Annotated in this window: 21 protein-coding genes; 5 read left to right on the forward strand and 16 right to left on the reverse strand. The window is 60.4% G+C overall.

Annotated features, from left to right (window positions below; all coding sequences use genetic code 11):
- Positions 1-31 precede the first annotated feature (31 nt).
- Together QZR30_RS07960 and QZR30_RS07965 are read left to right on the forward strand one after the other, a co-directional pair.
- Positions 32-478, forward strand: coding sequence for a GNAT family N-acetyltransferase (locus QZR30_RS07960; protein WP_046068318.1), 447 nt, complete (start codon positions 32-34; stop codon positions 476-478).
- Positions 479-591: 113 nt separating this feature from the next.
- Positions 592-891 carry a hypothetical protein gene (locus tag QZR30_RS07965; protein ID WP_059398200.1) on the forward strand — a complete coding sequence of 100 codons (300 nt, stop codon included), beginning with the start codon at positions 592-594 and terminating at the stop codon, positions 889-891.
- Positions 892-1,095: 204 nt separating this feature from the next.
- Here the strand turns inward: QZR30_RS07965 and QZR30_RS07970 are convergent, their stop codons facing one another.
- Complete coding sequence (locus QZR30_RS07970) at positions 1,096-1,755, reverse strand: hypothetical protein (protein WP_056847687.1); 660 nt, start codon at positions 1,753-1,755, stop codon at positions 1,096-1,098.
- A 406-nt stretch (positions 1,756-2,161) separates the two neighbouring features.
- Positions 2,162-2,782: a LysE family translocator gene (locus QZR30_RS07975; RefSeq protein ID WP_311903151.1), complete on the reverse strand. Its 621-nt coding sequence runs from the start codon at positions 2,780-2,782 to the stop codon at positions 2,162-2,164.
- Positions 2,783-2,925: 143 nt separating this feature from the next.
- Here QZR30_RS07975 and QZR30_RS07980 point away from each other — a divergent pair, with 143 nt between their 5' ends.
- Together QZR30_RS07980 and QZR30_RS07985 are read left to right on the forward strand one after the other, a co-directional pair.
- The gene (locus QZR30_RS07980; RefSeq protein WP_056847689.1) at positions 2,926-3,714 is read left to right on the forward strand and encodes an NAD(P)-binding domain-containing protein; all 789 of its coding nucleotides are present in this window, start codon (positions 2,926-2,928) and stop codon (positions 3,712-3,714) included.
- A gap of 152 nt (positions 3,715-3,866) precedes the next feature.
- A complete protein-coding gene (locus tag QZR30_RS07985; protein ID WP_052721933.1) occupies positions 3,867-4,196 on the forward strand; it encodes a putative 2OG-Fe(II) oxygenase in 330 nt (109 codons plus the stop codon).
- Positions 4,197-4,427: 231 nt separating this feature from the next.
- Here QZR30_RS07985 and QZR30_RS07990 read toward each other — a convergent pair whose 3' ends face one another.
- Positions 4,428-5,348, reverse strand: a complete 921-nt coding sequence (locus QZR30_RS07990; protein ID WP_311903152.1) for a LysR family transcriptional regulator — start codon at positions 5,346-5,348, stop codon at positions 4,428-4,430.
- Positions 5,349-5,493: 145 nt separating this feature from the next.
- On the opposite strand from QZR30_RS07990, the gene QZR30_RS07995 reads away from it, so the two are divergent.
- Positions 5,494-6,504, forward strand: a complete 1,011-nt coding sequence (locus QZR30_RS07995) for a zinc-dependent alcohol dehydrogenase family protein (RefSeq protein WP_056847690.1) — start codon at positions 5,494-5,496, stop codon at positions 6,502-6,504.
- On the opposite strand, the gene QZR30_RS08000 is transcribed toward QZR30_RS07995, so the two are convergent.
- From QZR30_RS08000 to QZR30_RS08060, 13 genes are all read right to left on the reverse strand, one after another.
- Entirely contained in the window at positions 6,491-7,642 is a 1,152-nt protein-coding gene (locus QZR30_RS08000; protein WP_046068311.1) for a sensor histidine kinase, read from the reverse strand. The genes QZR30_RS07995 and QZR30_RS08000 overlap by 14 nt on opposite strands.
- Before the next feature lie 249 nt (positions 7,643-7,891).
- Positions 7,892-8,731: an IS3 family transposase gene (locus QZR30_RS08005; RefSeq protein WP_311903258.1), complete on the reverse strand. Its 840-nt coding sequence runs from the start codon at positions 8,729-8,731 to the stop codon at positions 7,892-7,894.
- A complete protein-coding gene (locus tag QZR30_RS08010) occupies positions 8,731-9,039 on the reverse strand; it encodes a transposase (RefSeq protein WP_068965743.1) in 309 nt (102 codons plus the stop codon). The genes QZR30_RS08005 and QZR30_RS08010 overlap by 1 nt, the downstream gene beginning before the upstream one ends.
- Before the next feature lie 107 nt (positions 9,040-9,146).
- On the reverse strand, positions 9,147-10,640 hold the full coding sequence (locus QZR30_RS08015) for a methyl-accepting chemotaxis protein (RefSeq protein WP_056847691.1): 1,494 nt from the start codon (positions 10,638-10,640) through the stop codon (positions 9,147-9,149).
- Between the two features lie 183 nt (positions 10,641-10,823).
- Positions 10,824-12,977 carry a TonB-dependent siderophore receptor gene (locus QZR30_RS08020; protein WP_311903153.1) on the reverse strand — a complete coding sequence of 718 codons (2,154 nt, stop codon included), beginning with the start codon at positions 12,975-12,977 and terminating at the stop codon, positions 10,824-10,826.
- A gap of 293 nt (positions 12,978-13,270) precedes the next feature.
- The gene (locus QZR30_RS08025) at positions 13,271-15,835 is read right to left on the reverse strand and encodes an autotransporter family protein (RefSeq protein ID WP_046068308.1); all 2,565 of its coding nucleotides are present in this window, start codon (positions 15,833-15,835) and stop codon (positions 13,271-13,273) included.
- A 250-nt stretch (positions 15,836-16,085) separates the two neighbouring features.
- On the reverse strand, positions 16,086-16,847 hold the full coding sequence (locus QZR30_RS08030; protein WP_046068307.1) for a PIG-L deacetylase family protein: 762 nt from the start codon (positions 16,845-16,847) through the stop codon (positions 16,086-16,088).
- A 179-nt stretch (positions 16,848-17,026) separates the two neighbouring features.
- Complete coding sequence (locus tag QZR30_RS08035; RefSeq protein ID WP_311903154.1) at positions 17,027-17,686, reverse strand: glycosyltransferase; 660 nt, start codon at positions 17,684-17,686, stop codon at positions 17,027-17,029.
- A complete protein-coding gene (locus QZR30_RS08040) occupies positions 17,683-18,282 on the reverse strand; it encodes an SAM-dependent methyltransferase (protein ID WP_046068305.1) in 600 nt (199 codons plus the stop codon). Before QZR30_RS08040 ends, QZR30_RS08035 begins: the two co-directional genes overlap by 4 nt.
- Entirely contained in the window at positions 18,279-19,037 is a 759-nt protein-coding gene (locus tag QZR30_RS08045; RefSeq protein WP_046068304.1) for a PIG-L deacetylase family protein, read from the reverse strand. The genes QZR30_RS08040 and QZR30_RS08045 overlap by 4 nt, the downstream gene beginning before the upstream one ends.
- The gene (locus tag QZR30_RS08050) at positions 19,034-20,032 is read right to left on the reverse strand and encodes an acyl-CoA dehydrogenase family protein (protein WP_311903155.1); all 999 of its coding nucleotides are present in this window, start codon (positions 20,030-20,032) and stop codon (positions 19,034-19,036) included. Before QZR30_RS08050 ends, QZR30_RS08045 begins: the two co-directional genes overlap by 4 nt.
- Position 20,033: 1 nt before the next feature.
- Positions 20,034-22,193 (reverse strand): glycogen debranching protein GlgX, encoded by a 2,160-nt coding sequence (glgX, locus tag QZR30_RS08055; protein ID WP_046068302.1) that lies wholly within the window; start codon positions 22,191-22,193, stop codon positions 20,034-20,036.
- Between the two features lie 109 nt (positions 22,194-22,302).
- Entirely contained in the window at positions 22,303-22,572 is a 270-nt protein-coding gene (locus QZR30_RS08060) for a DUF2934 domain-containing protein (RefSeq protein ID WP_046068301.1), read from the reverse strand.
- Positions 22,573-22,582 lie beyond the last annotated feature (10 nt).

Below are 22,582 nucleotides of genomic sequence, written 5' to 3' on the forward strand. Positions count from 1 at the left end.
TAAAACGAGCTCATACCAGGATAGGGGTGTTATGAAACGATTTGAGATTCAACAGATCGCGCAGCTTCCACCACAGATCCTGGCGTTGGAAAAAGAGGCCGTTGGTGAAGGTTTCAGGTTCCTCACCCGCCTGGTTACCGAGTGGCACTCTGGAGCAAACCGCTTTGATGCCCCCGGCGAGTGCCTGATGGCGGTTTATTTGAACCAGCAACTGATAGGCATTGGAGGTCTGTCAGTTGATCCATATGCTGGAAATAATGCGGCTAGACTGCGACGGGTATACGTCGCAGCTTCGTCAAGGGGGCAACATGTGGGGCAGACGCTAGTAAAGGCGCTGGTTGCACGTGCCGCTCTCAGGTTTCAGATCGTGCGTCTTTGCACTGATACGCCTGAAGGGAACGCGTTTTATACGCACTGTGGTTTCAAGCGAACAGATGATGCCCACGCCACCCATATCATGTTGCTTACGGACACCTGAGTCTTGAACCCTCGACGTCACTGTCCATTGACGCAGTTGAACCGCACACGCCTGGAACGAGCGACTGTGCCTGGAAGTCTACCTGTATCTACTCATGGGTAAGGTACAGGGCAATGGACAAGACAATCACCGTGGATCAACTGGCTACCACTGACCTTGGATCCATCAACGAGATATGGCTCGGCGGCACGCATACCCAGCTATGCCTATGGCGTGGCGAACAAGTCTTCACCCACGAAATGCTCAGCGAGGGCACCCACGATCAGAATGTGCGACGCCTGTGCTTGCAGTTGGTCAACCCTGACGATCAGGCCGCAGTGGCCAGCGTGGAGTTGATCGCGCGGCAACGGCTGGAAAAGATGGGGAAGAAGGGCGAGTTTTATCCGGCTGAAGAGGTGGATACTTATCGATAGTGGGCCGCTCTTTGGATTTTCACGCAGGGCAGCGAGCCCGGCTGGTGTCTTTGGGTGGTGGACACCCGAACTGGCGACGCGGTCACTGCCACGCCTCGCAGACGGCGGTAATACAGCTCTTGCAGGGCCAGCGGGCTGCTCTTGTCCGATTGCTGCAAGTCACTGAGCGCAGCAACCGGCCAAAAGCGGTCATTTGGCGATGTCTCAGGATTTAGAACAGAGGTTATTCAAAAGAGGGGTGGAAACTTGGTTGGGTATTGCATTAATGGAGTCGATCACGGAACTCGAACCCGACGTTGCGAGTACCAATTTCGGGTACGTGATAGCTATCGCACAAAAGAAAATAAACGCTACAATTAAAAAGGTCACAAACCAAGCAGCTTTATCTAAAACTTTAGATTTTGGTTTTGCCTCCATTGTTTTATAGAGCCATATAAAATTGTATCCAGCGAGCACGATAATCACCACTAAAGCGGCCCAGGTAAAAGCGACAACAAAAAATCTGTGATCATAGGTTAACGCCGCCATTGCTTGCATTATTGGAAGCGCCACAAGCATAGCAAGACATAATGCCAGGTTTTTAAGGCCGTCAAAAAGAGTTTTAATGTCAACGATAAATGGCTTGCTGAAGAATGGCTCTACCTTGCGTATTAAGAGGTCTTTTTTGATGATCAGAAAGTCTGTGCTATTAACTTTGTTGACCTTTTCTCCCGTGTCTAAAAAGTATGTTTTTTGCGAGGTGATAACCGTCTGTTCGCCAAGGCCTCTTGGCTCTTTAGTTTCCTTGGTTTTTTCAATGACGATGTAAGTTTTTTTTGATTTGGTTTTGGCTTTAAAGCGGTCGGTCTCAATAGCAGCTGTCATTTTGGTCTTCGCGTGTTGGGTTAGCAAGGTGATATCGAATTGGCATTATCGATGTGTAGGGCCCTTATTTCCATATCCGCATGTTCTATTCTTTGATTCAGGCCCCACGGAAGTGAAGTTCAAACGCGGCTGCGACCCGGCGTGACGGGTACATCGCCGCGTGCGCGACCTGGCGAGTTGCGGTATCGATATCGTGAGCTACAACTTCATACCGGCGCTGGAATAGACCCGCACTGACCTTGCCTGGGCCTGGCTGATGGCGGTTGGGCGCTGCGTTTCGATCTAATCGCGTTTGCTGCTGCGCACCTCAGCCAGCCGCTTGATTGCGGCGTAGCAGCAGGATGAAGGAGTAATTCGATTGTGTTTCTATCCGACGCCTGTGTTTGCAGTGGATTGATGCTGGCGCTCAAGCCCTGCGCGCAGTCAACAACACCGTCGCCGCCGCCGACAACAACCCCGCACAACAACGATTGAAGAGGCGCTTGCCACGTGGCTCGGCGAACCAGCGGCGCATATGCAGGCCCATATAGGCGTAGGCGCTGATGGCGACCCATTCCAGCGCCAGGAACATCGCGCCCAGCAGGGCGAATTGCGTGGTGATAGGTTGGCCTGGCACCACGAACTGGGGGAGGAAGGCGGTGAAGATCAGGATAGCCTTGGGGTTGCCCGCCGCCACCAGGAACTCCTTTCGCGCCAAGGCCAATAAGCCGACTTTGCTGGTGGCCGTTTGCGTCTGTGCCTGTGGGTCCGCACGCCATAGCTGATAGGCCAGGTAAAGCAGGTACGCCGCGCCGAGAATCTTGATTGCGTAGAACAACAATTCCGACGTCTGCAGCACCACCGCCAACCCTGCAGCGGCGAGGGCGATCATGCCGGCGAAGGCCAGCAAGCGGCCGAGACCGGCCAGGCAGGAGGTGCGGTAGCCGTAGCGAGTGGCGTTGCTCACCGACAGCAGGTTATTGGGGCCGGGCGCCATGTTCAGGGCGAAGCAGGCGGGGAGAAAGAGGGCGAGGGTGGCGAGGTCCATGGCGGCTCCAGGTGACAGGTGGCAGAGGCATGAGCATAAGGCTACGTGGCGCGGTTGGACAATCCTTGCGTTGGCTCGCTGCCTTGTAATCTGGCTATGATGCTGCGACACCCATCACGGGCTTTCGAAACGGAGGAAACACCTTGCTGAGCATCGGCATCCTGGGCGTCGGCGAATTGACTGAAAAAGTGGTGATTGGCCTGCGTCGCGGCGGGTTCAGTGGGCGGGTGCTGCTGTCGCCACGCAACCATGAGCGTGCACAGCAGTTGGGCAGGGCCTGGGCTTGCGAGGTCATGGCCGACAACCAAGATGTGGTCGATCAGGCGGATTTGTTGTTCCTGGGTGTGCGCCCCGAGGTGGTGGAGGCGCTTTCCCGGGAGGTACGCCTCAAGCCGGGGCAACCCCTGGTTTCCCTGGTCGCCGGCATGAAGCTGGATGACTTGGCGCTTTGCTTCCCAAAGGCGCAGCCGGTGCGGGCGATGCTGTCCTATGCCGCGCAGATCAACCAGTCGACCGTGGTGGTTACGCCAGCGGGGCAGCCCCTTGAGGCGTTGTTGGGCACCCTTGGGACGTTGATCGTGCTGGATCAGGAAAACGCCTTCGAACTGGCCACCGTCGCGGCCTGCATGAACGGTTGGTTCTATTTCTTTCTCAATGATCTCCAACGGTGGTTTACCGATAAAGGACTGAGTCCAGAGCATGCCCGGCAATTGGTGATGGGCAATATGCAGGACTGCCTGGCCAGCGCCGGTCATCAGCCCCAGGCGCGCATGGACACCTTGGGCAATGCCATCGCGACACCGGGCACCTTCACGGCTGCCGGGCTCGAAGTGCTGCGCGACAAAGGTGCGCCGCAAGCGTGGGCAGCAGCGTGTGATGAGGTGCTGGAGCGCTTGCAGAAAGCGTCGCAGAGGCACTCCGGCGATCAATAACCCTCAAGTTATTAGCAAAGGTTTACACCACTGCCTGCGCTCCTTCGGTATGTTTTTCAGCCACTTGCGTAATCTGGTAGTGCCTCAATGCAGCGTTGTCATCAGCGGTTGGATCCGCAGCTCATCACCATCCGCCGGCTGTTCCAAGCCCGTTGGCCGGCATCCAGGTGCCGGACGCGCAATGGCTCAACGGCGAGCTCAAAGCGCTGATTGCCCTGCGCCTGACCGCCGACACCCAGGGGGCGCAGCGCAGCAATACCGGCGGTTGGCAGTCCGCCCATGATTTCCCGGAGTGGGACGGCGCGGCCTGCGAGACGTTGGTGAGGTTTGCCGCTGAGTTCGCCCTGACTGCCGGGTTCAGTAGCACCTGCGCGGCGGCCAGTGGCACCTTTGTCATGTTCCCTTCCTGGCTGATGCACTCGGTACGACGCTTTGAAGGCTCGCGGCCGCGGATCTCAATTGCGTTTAACTTTGGCGTATGACTGCACTTGGCGCATGGCGTGAATAACCGCCTGCGACCACTGATCTTTAGCTTGGCCCGACCAGCTTGAGTTCGTAGCCACCTGCACAACAGCATCGCGCCACTGTATGGCCTTGAGGTGACTGATGCCCCTATGGAACTGCCGCTGGAACCGATCTCTATGCTGTATCGGCGCACGGATCAAATGGATGGTCGCTCCATCTGGTTTCGCCAAGTGATCAGAGAGGTCATGTCAACGACATTGCCCCAGCCACTGGGCATGTAACTGCACAAAGTGCTCCTGTAGCCATTCAACAAACACCTGCACCTGTGGGGCCAGGTGTGTCCGACTTGGATACAACAGCGATACCGGGCGCGGGGCAGGGCGATAGGCGTGCAGGATCTCCACCAGCGCGCCACTGTGCAGGTGTTCGGCCACGGTGATCCCGGGCGCCTGGATGATGCCGAAGCCTGACACGCCACATTGCACATAGGCATTCGATTCGGTGACGGTGATGCCCGCGTGGCTGACGAAGGTCTGGTCCTGGCCCTTGACCATGAAATGCCAAGGCAAGGTCCGGTTGTTTTGGCCGGACAGAAAGTTGACCCCTCGATGGCTGGCCAGGTCTTCCAGGCACTCGGGGCGACCTTGTGCGTGCAGATAGTCTGGGGCCGCGCAGGTCACCATGATTGCTTGCGCGATAGGGCGGGCAATGAGGCTCGAGTCAGGCAAGTCGCCGATGCGTAACGCACAGTCGATGCCCTCACCGATCAAATCAACGGTTCGATCAGTCACCCCCAGTACCAGGTTGATGCCGGGGAAATTGTCGGTGAAGCCCTTGAGGCTGTTGATGAATTCCAGTTGTGCGAAAGCGCTCGGGATATCGATGCGCAGACGGCCAACCAGGGTTGCCCCGGTGCGGTCGAACATACTGGTGGCGGCGTTGATATCCGCGAGGATTTCCTGCACCCGAACATAGAAGCGCTCGCCCTCGGCGGTGAGCGCCACCTTGCGGGTGGTGCGCTGGAACAGGCGCACACCTAGTGATGCTTCCAGCTCCTGGATATACCGGGTGACCTGCGGGCGGCCAATGTCCAGCGATTCAGCAGTTTTGGTGAAACTGCCAAGCTCCGCCAGCCGGGCGAACAGGCGCATTGATTGCAGCAATTCCATGACGATTTCCGGTGGCGATTGTTATATCAGGATAGAACAATCCTGTGTTTTTTTGCGCATTTATTGCGCGCGGCCGATGGCGAATGATGGACCCAAGGCAGATCGATTGCGGTTTGCGGTCATTACCTGCATTGGGAGATTCATCATGAAAGCGTGGTTACTGAAAGACTTCGGCCTTGATAACCTGCAACTGGACGAGGCGCCCACCCCACATCCGCAAGCTGGCGAGTTGCTGGTCAAGGTCGGCGCGGTATCCCTGAACTTTCGCGACAAGGCCATCGTCGACGGCATCTATGAGCCGCACAAGGTGCCCAAGCCATTGATCCCGGTAAGCGACGCTGCTGGCACCGTGGTAGCAGTGGGGGACAGCGTGACGCGCTTCAAGGTCGGTGACCGCGTTAACTCTCACCTGTATTCGCGTTGGCTGGATGGCGAACCGGGCCCCCACGAACCGGATTACTGCTTCGGTTCGCCGCTGCCGGGCGGCCTGGCCGAGTACATGATCATTCACCAGGACAGCGCCGTAGCCGCACCCGCCAATATGAGCGATGAAGAGGCCGCTACGTTGCCCATTGCCGCGCTCACCGCCTGGTACTCATTGGTGGATTTCGGCCAGATCCAACCGGGGCAAACCGTGTTGGTCCAGGGCACGGGTGGGGTCTCCATCTTCGCGGTACAGATTGCCACGGCGCTTGGCGCAAAGGTGATCGCAACGTCTAGCAGCGACGACAACCTGCACGCCGTCAAGCGCCTGGGTGCAGTAGCCGGGATCAATTACCGGACGACGCCAGACTGGGCGGACGAGGTGCTGAAACTCACCGCAGGTAAGGGTGTCGATCTGCTGCTCGATGTCGCGGGGGGCAACGGCATCAATCAGTCGGTCGCGGCCACCAAGGCATCCGGGCGCATTGCACAGATCGGTTTCTTGACCGGGCAGACTGTAGCGCTTGACCTCATGCCGCTGATCTTCCGCCAGACGACACTGCGTGGCATTGCCGTAGCGCCACGCTCATCGTTCGACCGGATGAATGAGTTCCTCAACCAACACGATATCCGCCCTGTTATCGACCGGGTCTATCCGTTTGCACAGGCGCGTGAAGCTTACGAGCATCTGGCCAGGGGCGCGTTTGGGAAGGTGGTTATCAAGGTGGGTTGAGGATGTCGGGGGCACTGTCGAGGGGAACCCTCACGCTAAAGACCGTGCCCTGTTCTGCATCCGAGCTGACATCGATGGATCCGGCATGGGATGCGACGATTTCCGAGGCGATGAAAAGGCCCAGGCCCAATCCTTCTGCGGAGCCTAGATCGATTGTCGAGCGCTGGGAGAAACGGCCCATGGGGTTGAATATGAAGGGCAGCACGTCTTCGGGTATCGCCTCGCCGCGGTTGTGCACGGTGAATACCGCGCACGCCTCCACGGTGCCTAGCTCGACCTTGATCGGGAAGGTGGTGTCCCCATGCTCCACCGCGTTGCTGATGATGTTCGAGAAGACTTGCTCCATTCTGGCGCCGTCAAATTTTCCTGAAACCGCAGCCTTCATTTCGAACACGACATTGGCCTCTGGATGAAACGCCTGGATTTCTTCCACTACTCGCTGGCACAGCGGTGCGAGATCGATAGCCGCGGTTTTTACCGGGATGCCCGGACCCATCTGGCAACGTGTCAGGTCAAGCAGGTCGCCCACAATCTGGCTCGCTCGGCGCACGCTGGTGTACATCTGGTTGGCAATTTTGTTGTCCCGGGGGCCGATGTCCTTTGAACGCCTGAGCACGTCGGCTCCCAACAGGATCGCGCCCAACGGCGTGCGCAGGTCGTGGCCGAGTATGCCCAGGAACACATTGCGTGATGCCTCGACCGCACGTGAATAGCTGGCGATGGACTCGGCGAGCGCCTGATCGATGGCCTCGTGGAACCGGGTCATGTCGTCGACATTGATCGGCGTGCCCTCGTTGACCTTTCTCATCCATTGGCTCACCACACTGGTTCTGAGTGCGCGGTATTCCGAGACCATTTGATCAATCGTGAAACCGGCCATCAGGCGCGTCATTGCGTGGGTTTCAGCGGCGGTTTCCTGGTCATCGGCCGGAATCAGCCCTTGGGCCTTGGCGGTTTGCTCTCGCTTGGTCTGCGTGGTGCGCAAGTCGGTCACGATTGCCCGCAACATCTGCTCGGCATGATCGCGCAGCGCCACGCTATCGAGGTCCCCGCCCGGCGTCTTGATGGTTCTGGCGAAATCTTCCCAGGCCTGCAGGATCGGCTCGAGGTGCTCAAGGATGAAGTCGGGCAGGCGCATGTCTGGAGTCCTGGTAGGAGGCGAGGCGGGCAGAAAAGCGAGGCTGCGCAGGTAAGTATGAATGTCGGCAGTGTAGGAGGTTGTCGGTTGCTTTAATAGCTCGACCGGTGGCGGGCACTCTAGCCGCGGTCCAACTGTGGGAGGAGGCTTGCCTCCGATGGCGGCCTGACAGCCGATCTTGTGTAGATACCTATGGCCATCGGGGGCAAGCTGTTCTGGTCAAGTTTTTCCGGACACCGATTACGGTGGTCAAGCCGCCTGCTGCTCCATGGCTATTGGAGACAGGTAGTTATTGTAGCTGTGGAGCCTAATTCGGTTATACCGCATGAAGAAGCTGGTCATATCCTGCCTGGCTTCTTCAACTGTCGTATAACCCTTGGTGGGCACCCACTCTGACTTGAGTGTCCCGAAGAAACGCTCTGTTGGCGCGTTGTCCCAGCACTGTCCTCTGCGGCTCATGCTTTGCGTTATCCCATGTTCCAGCAGCTCGGACTGAAAGCGCTGACTGGTGTATTGGCAGCCTTGATCCGAATGAAACATCAAGCCCCCATGTTTGCCTCGAACCTCCACCGCCATTCTTAGCGCCTTGCTAACCAGGTTGGCGTCGTTGATCAGGGAAAACGCCCAGCCAATGATTCGGCGGGCGAACAGATCAATGACCGCTGCCAAGTGATACCAGCGTTTCCCAACCATCAGGCTAGTAACATCGCCGCACCAGACCTGATTGATTGCGGTTGGCTCAAAGTTACGCTCAAGCAGGTTCTTGGCCACAAATGCTTCGACGCCTCTAGAGCGATATTGATGGCGGCGGCGCTGCCTGCTGGCCAGATTTGCCTCCGCCATGAGTTTTCCGGCCAAATGCCGTCCCACCTTGACCTGCTGGGCCTTCAAGTGCTGAGAGATCATCCGCGCGCCTGCACTTCCCCGGCTTTCGTCATGCAGTTGCACGACTTTTGCTCTGAGCGCGTCACGCTTGGTATTGGGCGCTGAGCGACGCTTAAGCCAGTCGTAAAACGCGCTACGGGAAACGCCCAGCGCACTGCAAAGCAGGCAGGTCGGATATGAACTCGACTCCCTCAGCTCCTCGATTAGGAAAAACGATCGGGATCCGACATCAAGAGAGCCGTAGCCTTTTTTAAGATTTCAGCCTCGGTCTCCAGACGCTTGACCTTGGCTCGCAGCTGCTGCAGCTCTCGCTGTTCTTCGCTGATTGCCTTGGTACCGGCCACTGGCTGCCCTTTCTGACGCTCTTTACGAACCTGATCAACCCAACGGCGCAGAGCCGTAGGGCCAACCTCCATCGATGCACAGACGTCGGGAACTGAGCAGTTATCATCAAGAACCATGCTTGCAGCACGTTGCTTGAACTCGCGGGTATAGGTTTTTCGTTCTTGCATGGAACCTCCTGAATGGGCGAATCATATCGCCCTTAAGAGGTGTCCGGGATCATTAGGCCAGTTCAAGCCCCTCCCACATTTTGACCCACGTGTGTCTGGTGCTCTACTTAAGGATGAAACCTGCGCCCCAGCGCATCCAGCCGCACCGCAATCGGCGGCAGGCGTTCGCTGCTGCGGGCGAGGGTCTCGACGTCGTCAGCGGTGCTTTGGGCGATGGTTTGCACAGACTGCAAACGCTCGACAATTTCCAGGTTCGCCGAGGTCTGCTCGCGGGTGGTGGTGACGATATGGCCGTTGAGTTGGTCAATGTGGGCAATGTCCTGGCCCACGGCGTGGAGCATGTCCACCGCCAACTGGCTGTCTTCCACACAACGCTCCACGCCTTCGCGGCTGGCGTGCATGGCTTCGACGGCCTGGCGGCTGCCCTGTTGCAGGCCCTCGATGATGGTCTTGATTTCCTGGGTGGACAGGGCAGTGCGCTGGGCCAGGCTGCGTACCTCATCGGCCACTACGGCAAAACCCCGGCCCTGCTCGCCGGCGCGGGCGGCTTCGATGGCGGCGTTGAGGGCCAACAGGTTGGTCTGGTTGGCGATGCTGCTGATCACTTCCAGCACCGAGCCGATTTGCTCGGCCTGCACGGCCAGGGATTGCACGGTGGATTCAGTGTCATTGATGCGTGACGCCAATTGGCTGATTTCATGCTGGGCGCGACCGACGCTTTCCTGGCCGCGGATAATTTGCTGGCTGGCCTGGCCTGCGTGTTCCACCGCTTGTTCGACCTGCACCGTGATGTGACCGGTGGCGGCTTCCAGGCGCTGCATCGAACCGGTCATCTCGCCGATCTGCGCCAGTTGATGGTGCGCGCCTTTTTCCAGGGTGCCGCTGGCGGTGGCCAGTTCCTGGCCGAGTTGCCCAAGGCCGTGGGAATCGCGGGCAACGCCATCGATGAGGTGGGTGAGCTGTTGCAGGAAGTGGTCGAAACGCGTGGCCAGGGAGACTCGCAACTTGCCTTCGCCTTTGGCCGATTCCACGGTGAGCTGCGAGGTGACGGCGAGCATCTTCTCGAGCATTTCCTGGCTCTCGACCGCCTCAGCCTGGCTATGCACCGCCAGGTAGAGCAGGGCGACGGTTTCCATCACCACGTAGAACGCGTGAACGAAGATCATCGTCCAGCCGCCGTGATGCTCCATCACAAACACCGGAAAACCCTGATGCTGCAACGCGTGGAACACCAGGTGATGCGCGGCGATGGTCAGCGCCGCCACCAGGATCGGCAGCCAGTCACGGTAGAAGGTCAACACCGCCAGTAATGCGAAGATGCCGAAGTGGGCTTCGATCACCCCATGCGCCTGGTTGATGTGCAGCGCCGCCATCACCATCAGGCCGGCGCCCAGTGCACAGCGCATCACACGGGTGCCGCCGATGACGCGGTAGAGCGCGGTCAGCACCACGCCGGTGCCGCCACCGACGATCAGCGCCTGTAGCCAGGTGTCATGCCAGAACGCCAAGCCCAGGGAGAATAGCGACATCAGCCAGATCAATGCCAGCATGATGCGGTCGGCCTTGCGGTAGTGCTCAATAAAACGGGGGCGGACGGGCATTCACTCTTACTCCATGAGGGTGGGGTGCCGAGGTCTAGCAAGCACGCAGCGTGCCACGAAGGCCTGCCGCTGTGGAGTGAAGCAGATGTTCGGGATTTTTGCGGTTGCCAACGCTTTATCGGCAGGCCTATTGCGGACTTTAGAACGGCTGCCCGAACAGGCAGCCGTGGCGGCATGGGCGCTTTAGAAGCTGTACTTGGCGGTCAGCATCATGTTGCGCGGAGCGCCATAGGAATCACCGCCATAGCTCGCAGAGTTGGCAATGGCCTGGTAGTACTTGCGGTCGAAGATGTTGTTGGCGTTGAGCTGCAGGTCCAGGTGCTGGTTGACCCGGTAGCCGGCCATCAGGTCGGTGACGGCATAGCCGCCTTGCTTGAGCCGGTATTGGCTGCCATCTGCCAGTGCGATGTCGTTGTACATGCGGCTCTGCCAGGAAATGTTGCCGCCCACGCGAAGTTTTTCCAGCGGGCCCTGGAAGTTATAGCGGGTGGTCAGCTTAAACAGATGCTCCGGGGTGTCGGTGTCGAACTGCTTGTTGACCTTCTGCGGGTTGGCGGCGTCCTTGATGGTGTGGGTGCGCGCGTAGGTATAACCACCGCCGACCTGCCAGTTCTCAGTCAAGGCGCCTTGCAGTTCGAAGTCGATGCCCTGGCTGCGGATTTCGCCCGAGGCCTGGTAGCAGGACGCCTGCGGGCAATCCGGCACAACGATCTGTACGCCGCGGTTTTCCTGGTCGACGCGAAACACCGCCAGGCTCGCATTCAGCGCACCACCTAGGTATTCGCCCTTGATACCCACTTCATAGTTCTTGCCGACAATCGGCTTGAGCGGGGTCGCGCTGGTGTTCTTTTCCTTCTGCGGCGTGAAGATATCGCTGTAGCTGACATACACCGAGTGCTGGTCGTCCAGCTCGTAGATCAGACCGGCGTAGCGGGTGAGGTTGCGAGTGACCTTGTAATCGCCGTCGCCATCGCGGTTGTCATAGTCGTACCAGTCCAGGCGCCCGCCGAGGATCAGCTTGAGCGGGTCGGCCAGGCTCAGGCGCGTGGTCAGGTAGAAACCATCCTGGGTGGTGACGTCGCGCTCGTTGTTGGTGTGGACGAAATTCGGCTTGCCGGCATTGAGCGGCCAGTTCATGTCGTACGGGCTGTAGTTGCGGGTGGTCATGTCGTAGATGCGCTTGCTGGCGCCCACCACCAGTTCGTGGGTGCGCCCGAATGCCTGGAACGGGCCGCTGGCAAAGGCGTCGAGACCCGCCTGGTTTTCATCATAAGTGGCCTGGTACACCGTGCGGGCCAGAGTGTTGTTGGTCCAGCGCGACTGGTAAGAGCCGGAAAACAATGCATCCTGTTCGGAATAATTGGCGTTGACCTGCAGGTTCCAGTCATTGGCCAGGCGTTGGCGCAGCTCGGCGAATACCGTGTTGATTTCCTGGTCTTTGTTCTCCCAGTCGGTGCCCGGGTTGTAGGAGCGCGACAGGTTCAGGTGGTGACCATCCTGGCCGATCATCGACGAGCCCCAGAAGTAGTTAGTCTTGTCCTTCTGGTTCGAGAAACCGAGGGTCAGGCTGGTGTCTTCGCTCAGGTCGGCTTCGGTCACCGCATAGAACAGGCCGTGATCCTGCTCGGCGTTATCGATGAAGCTGTTGGCGTCGCGGTAGGAGGTCACGACCCGGCCGCGCCAGGTACCACTGTCGTTGAGTGGGCTGGAGGCATCCAGCTCGCCGCGGTAGTCGTCCCAGCTGCCGGCGGCGCCGGTCAGGGTGAGTTTCTGCTCATACAGCGGCCGTTTGCGGATCAGGTTGATGGCCGCCGAAGGGTTGCCCGCGCCGGTCACCAGCCCGGTGGCACCGCGCACTACCTCGACGCGATCGAACATCGCCAGGTTCGGCTGCGCGCCTACCGACGCGCCGTTATAGCCGCTGGGGATACCGTCATACATGAGGTTGTCGATGTCGAAACCGCGGGCGGTAAAGGCTTGGCGGCCAGGGCCGTTGGAGTAGTTCAGGAACAACCCGGGCGTGGCGTTGACCACATCGTTGATGCTGGTCATCGCCTGGTCATCCATGCGCTGGCGCGTGATCACGGTCACGGCCTGCGGGGTTTCACGCATCGTCAGGGGCAGCTTGGTCGCGGTGCTCATGGAGCCGGTGGTATACGACACGGTGCCCTCGGTCGTTTGGCCCAGCTGTTGGCCGGAGACCTCGGTGGCGCCCAGTTCAATGGTGGCCGGTGCTTCGGCATCGGCGGCCAGGGCCGCGTGCGAGGTTGCCAGGCAGATAGCAATTGCCATCAAGCTGGGTGAAAAAACGTTGCCGCCGCGTTGTTGCACAAACATTGTTATAGGGCTCCCCAGAGGCCATCCGTGGCGAATAATAAATCTGTTGATAATTATTCTCATCAGTGTGGCAGATTGAATCCGTAGGAAAAAGCCTTGGGGAAGAATTAGTTAACGAAATTTTCCATAGGTTGCGGGCAGGCGTTTAGCCATTATTTGATGCCCGCCGGACTTCTCCGACGGGGCACCGTTCTGCAGTTTTCATGCGTTCAGGGGGCCAACTTGGTAAAAATAGTTGTGTGAGGGTTATGTACCGCAGTGGCTCTCGTACACACTGCGGTACAAAGATCGCCTCAGAACGCCATTCTCAGACCGAACGTGCCTTGGCGGCCGCGGAGCATATTGCTGTCCAGATTCTTTTCGGTGCCGACCTCACCATACAGGCTCACACCCTGTGCAACTTCCAGGGTAGCCCCAAGGCTGACATCCACAGTGGTGGATTTCTGCTCGGTGTCGATACGGGTCTCATGGTTGAAAAAAACGCTATTGTCCCCGGCGCTGGCGTGCCAGACATTGGCCCTCACATAGGGCTGCAGCGGCATGCCATTGACCTTGTAATCGCCGCGCAGGCGCACGCCCAGGCGCGTGGTGACGTTGGTATCGGCGTCATAGGAAACGTCTGAAATTCCATCATTCTGGCTATCCAGCTTGGTTTTGCCGACGATCAACTGCGCCTGGGGCTCCACGACCCAGTCGGCGCTCAGCGCCAGCGGCCAGCCGACTTCGGCGGAGGCGGTGACGTTATGCCCGCGGGTTTTCATCTTCACGCCACGGTCCGACTCGGTGTTGCCATCAAAGCGAGTACCCATCAGCACCAGGTCGAGGTAAGCCTGGTTGGCGCCGATCAGCGTCCAGTAGGCCCCCAGGCTATCGCCGCGCAATGTGGTCTTGCCGGCGTCCTTGTCCTCCCAGCCGCCGTTGAAGCCTTTCACATTGCCCTTGAGGCGGCTATGACCGACGAAGAACCCGAGGCGCTGCAGCAGGCCGTTGTCCAGGTGGCTGGCGAACACATCGGTGCCCACTTGAAAGCCTGTCAGCGAACCGTCCAGGGTCGGGCTGACCGTACCGGCGTAACTCTGGCGGCTGCTGTTGCCGTAGACCCGGCCCCAACCCGCCGGCATGATACCGGTATGTTGCTGGCGGCTCTGATCGCCCATGCGCTCGTGATAAGTACCGAGCATGCCTTGCACGATTTGCTCGGCGGCGGGAAACAGCGCAGCGTACAGCGGCACTTCGGGACGGTAGATCGGGATCTCCTTGTCGGTGGGGTTAGATGGCAGTGGTGGGGTTTCAACTACCGGTTCCGGCAAGGGCGTGACCGGCTCCCCGGGTTCGGGCAGCGGCGTGACCGGAACTGTGGAGCGCAGGTAGTAATTCTGCTCGGTTCCGGTGGTGACCCCACCTTTGAACAGGTAGTAGTCAAACGCCCCGGCGGTGACCGTATTGCCCAGGGTAAAGGCCGTACCTGTCCCGCTCGCGCCATTGAGCGCTTGCACCACCTGGATGCCGTCCTGCAACGTCGCGGCGCCAGCGCCGCCAAGGTTGGTGACCAGCAGTTGGGTGTTGCCTTGCAGCGTGCCGTTGCTGACCACCAGTTTGTCGCTGGCCGAGTTGTCTGCCCCCAGCACGGTTTGCAACGCCAGACGCCCACCGTTGCCGTTGTAATTGCCGTTGATGGTCAAGGTGTCGCTGGCGGTGGAGCTGCCGGTGGTCATGTCGAGGGTGCCGCTGTTGATCACATTGACCCGCTGGCCAGCGGTGAACGGGTCGACGCTGCCCGTGCCGACCAGCAGCGCACTGCTGCCATCTATGGACAAGGTGCCGGTACCGGTTTCGCTGTCCCCCAGCTTCAACGCCCCGCCCAGGGTCATTTGCGAGCCGTTGTCCAGGCGGATGCTTTCCCACTGGGTGAAGAGGGCAGGGTCACCGACCTTGGTGTTGTCCAGGGTCAGGGTGTCGGTGCCCAGGCCCCCATCCAATAATTGCGCCGCCGCCACCTGCGCAGCCACCAGCCCCTGAAGCAATGCGGTATCGTCGCCTTCCCCCATCAGCACTGAGGAATGCAGGTTGCCGCCGGACCAGACCAAGTCATCATTGCCAAAGCTGAGTAACAACTGCCCGTTGACGGTACCACCGGAGATGATTATCTGATCGTCACCGCCACTGACACTGATATTGCCGCCGACCAACGCCTTACCCCAGATCAGGACAGTGTCCCTGCCGAAGCCAGTCACCAGATTGCCGATGATCGTACCGCCAGACATATCGAACCGGTTGTCATCGAGTTTCATGTTGACCCGGCCGATGATGCCTTCGGTCATTGTCGCCTCGTCGCCGTCCTCGAAAGCCCCGGTGATCGTACCGCCGCTCATGAAGAACACGTCCAGCCCGTCGCCCTGTTCCAGCGAGGCGATGGTGCCGCCGCTCATGGCAAAATGGTCGATGCCTGACCCCTGGGTGACTTTACCTGCCTGGCCCCCGGAAATCTGCGCGATATCGGCGCCCGAGCCCTGGCTGACCGACCCGGTGATACTGCCCAGGTTGAGCCGGAAAATATTGTTGCCGTCGCCTTGGTCGAGGCTGCCATCGATCCCGGCGCTTGGGCCGTTCACATCGACCAGATCATTGCCGCCTCCGTACACCACATTTCCGCTCACTCTGCCGGTTGCGGTGATTTCGAGGGTGTTATCACCGCCGTTATCGCTAAAGCCCGGCGCGGTGGCGCTGTCGCAGCTGGAGGTGTCGCTGCCCGCCGTGTTGTTGATGGTACACGCCCCATACGAGGCCAGCGGCCAGGCCGCCAGTACAATCGCTGAGGCAATGCCTGAGTACAACAGAGAAGTGATCCGTGTGCGCATGGTCGGCCCTCGCTTGAGCACATTGATGTCCCGGCACCTGGGATACCAGGCGCGGTTCAAAACCATGGCAACGACGAACTCGATACGGATCAGGGACTACGGGTTACCTGCATCTGAAAACACCGGCCAATGCAAAGGGTTGGCATGGCTTTCTCGACTGCACCTTAACCTGTGCAGGACTTTTTGCACCTTAGCCGTAGATTTGATCGGCTGCTACTGTAAGAAATAACAGGTATAGACGAGCCGACGTCTAGGCAAATACGATCTCGTAGGGTTCGCGTATACGCTCGAGCAACACTTGGGCAAGCTTGGGCGGTAAACCGATCTGCGGATCGCCGACCAATTGGCTGGCATAGGCATGGGTCGCGTGCAGCTTGCGCGCCACGCTCCAGGTATCCAGGCGTACCTTGCGTGCGCGCTGCCAGGGGATCATCGAAGCCTCCCGTGCCGGCCAGTGCCAGGCCCAGACCGGCAGTTCATACAGCCTGGCCCCCACCAGGCTGCAGGCCTTGGCGCTGGCGCGGCCGACGGCATCGTGATCGTCATTACCGTCGCGGCACCACGTGGTAAATACCCTGTCACCCGGTTGCAGGTAGCGCGCGATGAACTGGCTCATCGCCTGTTCGTGGGCGGCCAGCGCGTCATCGCGAAACCCGCCGCGGATCCATTTCAGGCTGTGCAACGGCATGCCCAGTCGACGCAACGCTTCGGCGCTTTCCTGGGGGCGCACCACGCTCAAGCGGCTGGCCGGCCACACGTGGGAGCCGGGGTGGCTGGCGCTGCCATCGGTGATGGAGATCAATTGCAAGGGGTGTTCGCGGGTACTGAGCAGTTGCAGCAAACCACCGCAGGCCAGTACTTCATCGCCCGGGTGCGGGGCGATGACCACGACGCGTGCGCCGGGCGGCACCAGGCTGGTGAGTGCGATGACGGGAACCTGTGCCAGCTGCGGCGCACTGTTCCAGATTTGCGCGGGGCCGCGACGGGCTTCGCTTAGGGAGGCAGGCTTCATGGGGTGACATATCCTTGTCGGTCAATGCTGGGTCGTACCCCGTTGACGGGACGACGCTCTTGTTTTTACCCCAGGCTCCGCTGGGGTGAGTGCACGGCACGCCAATCCTGGCGTGCCGTGCAAGGCGTTATGAGCATAGACAAGGATCTGGCGCTTTTACACGTTGGCGTGTCGTTTTTTTACGAAACCTGCATCAGACTTTTCAAGTAGTCGCCGAACCCGCCCTGGGCGCGACAGTCCAGGCGCGCACTGGTCACCACTTGAGGTGCATGGCTCCAGGCAATCGAGGCGCCGCAACGTTCCAGCTCGCGCACCAGTTGCACATCTTCATGGCAGGCCAGCGGCTCGAACCCACCGGCCTGCACGTAGGCGCTGGCGCTCACTCCCAGGTTGGCGCCATGGATGTGCCGATGCCCATCGCGGGCCTGGTAAGCCTGGTGATAACGAATCTGTGCCGCCGAGTCGAAGCCTTCGCTCCAGGCATCCACCGTCACCGTGCCACACACGGCATCGCAGCCCAGGGCCAGTTGCGCCACCAGCCAGTCAGGGGCCACGCGGCTGTCGGCGTCGGTGCAGGAAATCCAGCGTGCGCCCAGGTTTAATAAATGCCGTGCGCCGTCGCCTCGGGCTTGCCCCACATTGCGCGCATGCACCGGCAGGCTGTGCACCCGATGCGCCTGGGCGATCGCAGCGCTGCCGTCGGTGCAGCTGTCGAGTACCACCAGGATCTGCACCGCTTCCCCCAGCAGGCCGGGATGGTTGGCAGCGATCTGCGCAGCCCTCAGGCAGTCGCCCAGCAGCGCTTCTTCGTTATGCACCGGGATCAGAATACCGATCATCGCAAACCCTCGTGGTGTGCGACCGAGGTACCCTCACGGCTCCACAGGTCGAGCAGGAAATCCTGGTCATGGTACTGCGCCAGGGGCGGCATACCCAGCCGCTGCTGGAGCAGGGCGTGCACCTGTTCGGCGGTTTGCGGGCAACCCTCGATGGGCGGGCGCCAATGACAGGCCAGCAACTGACCGTCAGCGGTCAAGGCGGCGAGGGCGCAGTCGATCAGGCGATGCAAGTCATCGGCATCCAGGTAATAACACAGCTCACTCAGTACGATCAGCTCAAACTCGCCGGCGGGCCATTGCCCGGGCAGGCGACGCTGTTCCACCAGAGCGTGGGGGAAATCTGCCAGCCGCGTTTGTGCCAGCAGCACCGCCGCCTGGGTCGCGTCGCAGCACACCAGGCGATCGCAACGACTCGCCAGTTCAGCGCTCAATTCGCCGTTGGCACAGCCAGGTTCAAAGATCGAGACGTAATGCGACCGGGTCAGCACGGCCAGTGTCAGGGCGCGCTTGCGTTGTTCGTACCAGCGCTGACGAAAGGCCCAGGGGTCATCGTTGCCGGCAAACAGTTGGTCGAAGTAGGGGGTTGCCACACTCATACGAACACCACTTCAAAAGGTTGCAGCAAGCGCTCCACCACATAGGGCGCCAGTACCGGCGGCAGGCCGATTTGCGGATCGCCTTCCAGCTGGCTGGCGAAGGCGTGGATCGCATGGCGTTTGCGCGCCACGGCCTCGATGGTCAACGGGATTTTGCGCGCCCGATGCCAAGGCACCATGTCGTCTTCAGCCGTGGCCCAGTGCCAAGTCCACACCGGCAGTTCATACAAGGTTGCGCCAACGGCCTGGGCCGCTTTGGCGCTGGCGCGGCCTACGGCTTCATGGTCGCAATGGCCGTCTTCGCGCCAGGTGGCGAACACCACGTCGGTGGGTTTTAGGTGGCGCTGGATAAACTCGCAGAGCTGGGCTTCGCGCTCGGCCACTTTGCTGTCGGCAAACCCGGCGCGCAGCCATTTCAAACTGTGCAGCGGCAAGCCGAGGCGATGCAGGGCTTGGGCCGACTCCTGGGGGCGCACTACGCTCAGGCGCTCCACCGGCCAACGCCGGGAGCCGGGATGACTGGCACTGCCGTCGGTCACGGAGATCAACTGGATGGGCCGGCCCAGCAGCGCAAGACCTTGCAGCAAGCCACCACTGCCGAGCACTTCATCGTCCGGATGCGGGGCGATGATCACCGCGCGATGCCCCTCGGGTACCAACTGCGCGACGCTGATGTGCGGCAACTCGGCCAGCCGCGTCGAGGTTTGCCAGTGATTGAGCGATGTACCCTGACCGACAATCGGATTGGGCTTCATAACTGCCACCTCCCTAAGGGGTCGCCGGCAACCTGTTCGCCCAGGGCGGCAAGGTCGCGCTCGGCATGGCTTTGCCGCACATACACCGGCAAGTCCGCCATCAACTGGGCAAAGTGCGGGTCCTTGCAATAAGGCCCCGCACCGACGCCACGACCAACGTGATGCATGACTTGTTCGACGGTGTCCTCGATACAGGCCCGTGCCTGTTGCGCCAGTTGCCGGGCATCCGCGCTCGGCTCGCGGTCGATCTGCTCGGCGCTGGCGCGTAGCACGCAAGCGGCACTGTTGAGGGCGCTGTCGACGGCGCCGAGATGGGCCAGGGCATGGGGCTCGGGGCGCTGGGCACAGTGGGCGCGCAACACTTCACCCAGGCGCTGCGCGGCGCCGTACCAACATGCGGCAATGCCGATCCCGCCGTGCCAGAAACCTGGACGGGACAGGTAATCGCCCGGGCCGCCGACCGCAACGCCCCGGGCCTCGTGGAACAGCACTTCGACGCTGCCCGTGGCCGCCATGCCCACGGCACTCCACCCTTCATCGGTGACCGTCACGCCAGGTTGATCCATTGCCACCGCCACCAGCTGCTGGCGATCCTCTTCGTCCCAGGCGGTCAGCAAGCCATGGCTGACCACCGCCGCGCCGGAGCACCACGCCTTGCGCCCATCTACCACGAGCCGCTGGCCAGCGTGTCGCACCCGCACTTTGGCGGTCGGCGGCTCAGATGCCCACATGCCCCATGTACTGCCCAGCGGCGGCAGCGGGCTGTCGAGTTCGGCAATGATCGCCAACGCATCGGTATGGCCTTCGAACAACTTGCACAAGCGCAAATCATGCCCCGCCACCTGCGCCAGCCCGCTGAAGCGGGCCAGGGTCTGGCCACTGCCGGGCAGCGGCAGTTGATCCAGACCTTCCTCTTGGAGTGCCTTCAGTGCGTCACCCAGGGCCTGCGTATCCGCATAACCGCGGTAACCCTGAAGGAAACCGTGCAACGCCATCTTACACCTCGCCTTCGCGTTGCAGTTCAAACAACAGCAGCGAGCGGCCGGTTACCGCGTATTCATGCTCGAAATCAAAGCGCTCCTGACCGCGTACCGCCGGGTCGTTGGTGTCGAGCATGCAGGTCCAGAACTCACCCTCTGGCACCGGCGGCAGGCGGAAATTGACCATGTCGTGATGGGCATTGACCACCAGCAGCAAGGTCGCGTCCGCACCGGCACGTCGAATCCCGGTCTCCTGGGCGCGGCCATCCATCAGCATGCCCAGGCAGCGGCCCTGGCTGTCTTCCCATTGCTCGGTGGTCATCTCGTTGCCATCCGGCGCCAACCAGGTGACGTCCTTCACGCCGATATCTTCGTTGTAGTCGCCGACCAGGAAGCGCCCACGGCGCAGGATCGGATACGCCAGGCGCAGCTTGATCAGGCGCTTGACGAACTTGAGCAGGGCCTTGCCGTCGTCGTCCAGGTCCCAATTGACCCAGCCGATCTCACTGTCCTGGCAATAGGCGTTGTTATTGCCATGCTGGGTACGGGCAAACTCGTCCCCGGCGACGATCATCGGCGTGCCTTGGGCCAGTAGCAGGGTGGCGAAGAAATTGCGCATCTGGCGCAGGCGCAGTTCGTTGATTTCCGGATCGTCGGTGGGGCCTTCGACGCCGTGGTTCCAAGACAGGTTGTTGTTGCTACCGTCCTGGTTGTTTTCGTCGTTGGCCTCGTTGTGCTTGTCGTTGTACGAGACCAGGTCGTGCAAGGTGAAACCGTCGTGGGCGGTGATGAAGTTCACCGAGCTGTAGGGCCGGCGTCCGCGATGATTGAACATCTCGCCCGAAGCGGTCATGCGCCCGGCGAAATCCGCCAGTTGGCCGTCGTCGCCTTTCCAGAACGCGCGCACCGTATCGCGGAAGCGGTCGTTCCATTCCACCCAGCCTGGCGGGAAGTTGCCCACTTGATAGCCACCGGGGCCGCAGTCCCAGGGTTCGGCGATCAGTTTCAACTGGCGCAGTATCGGGTCCTGGCGGCAAGCGACGAGGAAACTGTGGCGCTCATCGAAGCCATCGCGGTAGCGCCCCAGAATAGTTGCCAGGTCGAAGCGGAAACCGTCCACATGCATTTCGGTGGCCCAGTAGCGCAGCGAGTCGGTGACCATTTGCAGCACACAGGGGTGGCTCAGATCCAGGGTGTTGCCGGTGCCCGAATCATTGATGTAGAAGCGCTTGTCATCGGGCATCAGCCGGTAGTAGGAGGCGTTGTCGATGCCGCGCATGGACAGGGTCGGGCCGCGCTCGTTGCCTTCGGCGGTGTGGTTGTAGACCACGTCGAGAATCACTTCCAGCTTCTGCTCATGCAGGTGCGCGACCATCTCCTTGAACTCGGCAATCTTGCCGCTGGCCAAGTAGCGCGGGTCGGGGGCGAAGAACGCAATGCTGTTATAGCCCCAGTAGTTGGTCATGCCTTTTTCCAGCAGATGCTGGTCGTTGACGAAGGCGTGCACTGGCAGCAGTTCGACCGAGGAAATACCCAGCTGGCGGATGTGCTTGAGCACGTCGTCTTCCATCAGGCCGGCGCAGGTGCCGCGCACCGACTCGCCCACCGAAGGGTGGCGCATGCTGATGCCGCGCAGGTGGGTTTCATAGATGATCGTACGGTCCCATGGTACCCGGACCGGTTGATCGTTGCCCCAGGTGTGCGCCGGGTCGATGACCTTGCACTTGGGCACGAAGGGCGCGCTGTCGCGTTCATCGAAACTGAGGTCGTCGTCCGGGTGGCCGATGGTGTAGCCAAACAACGCCTCGGACCACTTGAGCTCACCCACCAACTGTTTGGCGTAGGGGTCGATCAGCAGTTTGTTGTGGTTGAAACGGTGACCATTGGCCGGGTCATAAGCGCCATACACGCGGTAGCCGTAAATCAGCCCGGGATGGGCGTCGGGCAGGTAGCCGTGGAAGATCTCGTCGGTGTACTCGGGCAGTTCGATGCGCTCCAGCTCTACCTCGCCGGCATCGTCGAACAGGCACAGCTCGACTTTGGTGGCGTTGGCCGAGAACAGTGCGAAGTTGACACCCAGGCCATCCCAGGTAGCACCGAGGGGGAAGGGCAAACCTTCACGAATCCGCGACGGTTCATGTTCCTGCGTCGCTGTAGCTTTATCGGGTTTGCTCATTGAGTTGCTCCTGCAAAAAGTCTTTTTTCGGGCCGAGCGCAACCGTGCTGACGGTGCTTCAGCGAATCACGTGGACGCAAACGGGCCTCCAGTACGGAGGCCCAAGGGATCATGGCGCGGGCGGTTTGGGTTTTTTCGGCGCGGCCGGTTTTTTCGCCGCAGGCTTTGCTGCAGCCGGTGCCGCCGCCTTAGGCTTGGCGGCGGCCTTGGGCGCGGTTTTCGGCTTGGCGGCTGGCTTGGGCTTGCTGGGGGTCAGCGCTTCGGCTTCGGCCAGCTTGCGCGCCATCTCCCAGTGGCGGGCATCCTCGCCGTGTGGCTTGCCTTCGGACTCCCAGATCTGATGCGCCAATTCGCGGATGCGTTCCTCTTCTTTACTCATCACAAACTCC

It is taken from the genome of Pseudomonas sp. rhizo25, from assembly GCF_031931935.1.
Classification (GTDB): Bacteria; Pseudomonadota; Gammaproteobacteria; order Pseudomonadales; family Pseudomonadaceae; genus Aquipseudomonas; species Aquipseudomonas synxantha.

Excerpts from the sequence above, each read along its gene's own strand:
- QZR30_RS07960 (WP_046068318.1), top strand. The coding sequence starts at position 32 with ATGAAACGATTTGAGATTCAACAGATCGCGCAGCTTCCACCACAGATC.
- QZR30_RS07965 (WP_059398200.1), top strand. The coding sequence starts at position 592 with ATGGACAAGACAATCACCGTGGATCAACTGGCTACCACTGACCTTGGA.
- QZR30_RS07970 (WP_056847687.1), bottom strand. The coding sequence starts at position 1,755 with ATGACAGCTGCTATTGAGACCGACCGCTTTAAAGCCAAAACCAAATCA.
- QZR30_RS07975 (WP_311903151.1), bottom strand. The coding sequence starts at position 2,782 with ATGGACCTCGCCACCCTCGCCCTCTTTCTCCCCGCCTGCTTCGCCCTG.
- QZR30_RS07990 (WP_311903152.1), bottom strand. The coding sequence starts at position 5,348 with ATGGAATTGCTGCAATCAATGCGCCTGTTCGCCCGGCTGGCGGAGCTT.
- QZR30_RS07995 (WP_056847690.1), top strand. The coding sequence starts at position 5,494 with ATGAAAGCGTGGTTACTGAAAGACTTCGGCCTTGATAACCTGCAACTG.
- QZR30_RS08000 (WP_046068311.1), bottom strand. The coding sequence starts at position 7,642 with ATGCGCCTGCCCGACTTCATCCTTGAGCACCTCGAGCCGATCCTGCAG.
- QZR30_RS08010 (WP_068965743.1), bottom strand. The coding sequence starts at position 9,039 with ATGCAAGAACGAAAAACCTATACCCGCGAGTTCAAGCAACGTGCTGCA.
- QZR30_RS08015 (WP_056847691.1), bottom strand. The coding sequence starts at position 10,640 with ATGCCCGTCCGCCCCCGTTTTATTGAGCACTACCGCAAGGCCGACCGC.
- QZR30_RS08020 (WP_311903153.1), bottom strand. The coding sequence starts at position 12,977 with ATGTTTGTGCAACAACGCGGCGGCAACGTTTTTTCACCCAGCTTGATG.
- QZR30_RS08025 (WP_046068308.1), bottom strand. The coding sequence starts at position 15,835 with ATGCGCACACGGATCACTTCTCTGTTGTACTCAGGCATTGCCTCAGCG.
- QZR30_RS08030 (WP_046068307.1), bottom strand. The coding sequence starts at position 16,847 with ATGAAGCCTGCCTCCCTAAGCGAAGCCCGTCGCGGCCCCGCGCAAATC.
- QZR30_RS08035 (WP_311903154.1), bottom strand. The coding sequence starts at position 17,686 with ATGATCGGTATTCTGATCCCGGTGCATAACGAAGAAGCGCTGCTGGGC.
- QZR30_RS08040 (WP_046068305.1), bottom strand. The coding sequence starts at position 18,282 with ATGAGTGTGGCAACCCCCTACTTCGACCAACTGTTTGCCGGCAACGAT.
- QZR30_RS08045 (WP_046068304.1), bottom strand. The coding sequence starts at position 19,037 with ATGAAGCCCAATCCGATTGTCGGTCAGGGTACATCGCTCAATCACTGG.
- QZR30_RS08050 (WP_311903155.1), bottom strand. The coding sequence starts at position 20,032 with ATGGCGTTGCACGGTTTCCTTCAGGGTTACCGCGGTTATGCGGATACG.
- glgX (WP_046068302.1), bottom strand. The coding sequence starts at position 22,193 with ATGAGCAAACCCGATAAAGCTACAGCGACGCAGGAACATGAACCGTCG.
- QZR30_RS08060 (WP_046068301.1), bottom strand. The coding sequence starts at position 22,572 with ATGAGTAAAGAAGAGGAACGCATCCGCGAATTGGCGCATCAGATCTGG.